Here is a 954-nt window from a genome sequence, read left to right on the forward strand (position 1 = left end):
GACCGCGACCTCTCGCTCGTCGCCGGGATGCGCGGTGACCAGCGGCGCAAGCTGACCGCCGCTGGGCTGGGCTCGATCGACGCGCTGGCCGCCGCCGGGCCGGGCGACCGGCCGCGGGACCTGTCCGTGACGGCGTTCGCGACCCTGCGCGCCCAGGCCGCGCTGCAGGTCCGGCAGGACGCCACCGGCGAGATCAGCTACGAGGTCGTCGGCCCCGAGGAGCTGGCCGCGTTGCCGGCACCCGCGCCGGGGGACGTGTTTATCGATCTGGCCGGCGATCCGCACGCCCTCGCCGGCGAAGGGCTGGAGTACCTCTTCGGCGCGGTCACCGAGGACGAAGACCGGCGGTTCACCGCGTTCTGGGCGCACAGCCGCGCCCAGGAAAAGCGCGCCTTCGAGGAGTTCGTCGACTTCGCCGCCGCGCGCGTCGCCGAGCACCCCGGCTCGCACGTCTACCACTACGCGCCCTACGAGGTGACCGCGATCAAGCGGCTCGCGGCCGTGCACGGCACCCGCGAGGAGACCGTCGACCACCTGCTGCGCAGCGGCGCGGTCGTCGACCTGCACGCGGTCGTGCGCAAGGCGCTGCGCGTGTCGCAGCGGTCGTACTCGATCCGCCACCTCGAGCCGCTCTACCAGCCCGGCGCCCGCACCAAGACCGCCGTGTCGGACGTCGAGGAGTACGAGGAGTACCTGGCGTTCGACCGGTCCGGCGAGCCTGAGCGCGCGGAGGAGGTGTTGCGCCGGATCGCCGAGGACACCGAGGACGACTGCGTCTCGGCCCTGCGGCTGTTCGGCTTCCTGCACCGCGTCCGCGCCGACGCCGGGATCGATGTGCCGGAGCCGGCCGAGGAATCCGCCGAGGACGCCCTGCTGCGCGCGGCCGAAGAGGACGTCGCCGCCGAGCGGCGCGCCGAACGGGCCGCGGCGCTGGCCGCGCTGGTCGACCCGCTG

At 74.5% G+C, this 954-nt stretch carries 1 protein-coding gene; it reads left to right on the top strand.

The genetic code is table 11. The annotated features are described in order from the left end of the window. Positions 1-954 (top strand): TM0106 family RecB-like putative nuclease (locus tag G3I65_RS53290; protein WP_160703905.1); only part of this gene is annotated, 954 nt, incomplete at both ends.

It is taken from the genome of Amycolatopsis sp. SID8362, from assembly GCF_010550475.1.
Lineage (GTDB): Bacteria > Actinomycetota > Actinomycetes > Mycobacteriales > Pseudonocardiaceae > Amycolatopsis > Amycolatopsis eburnea.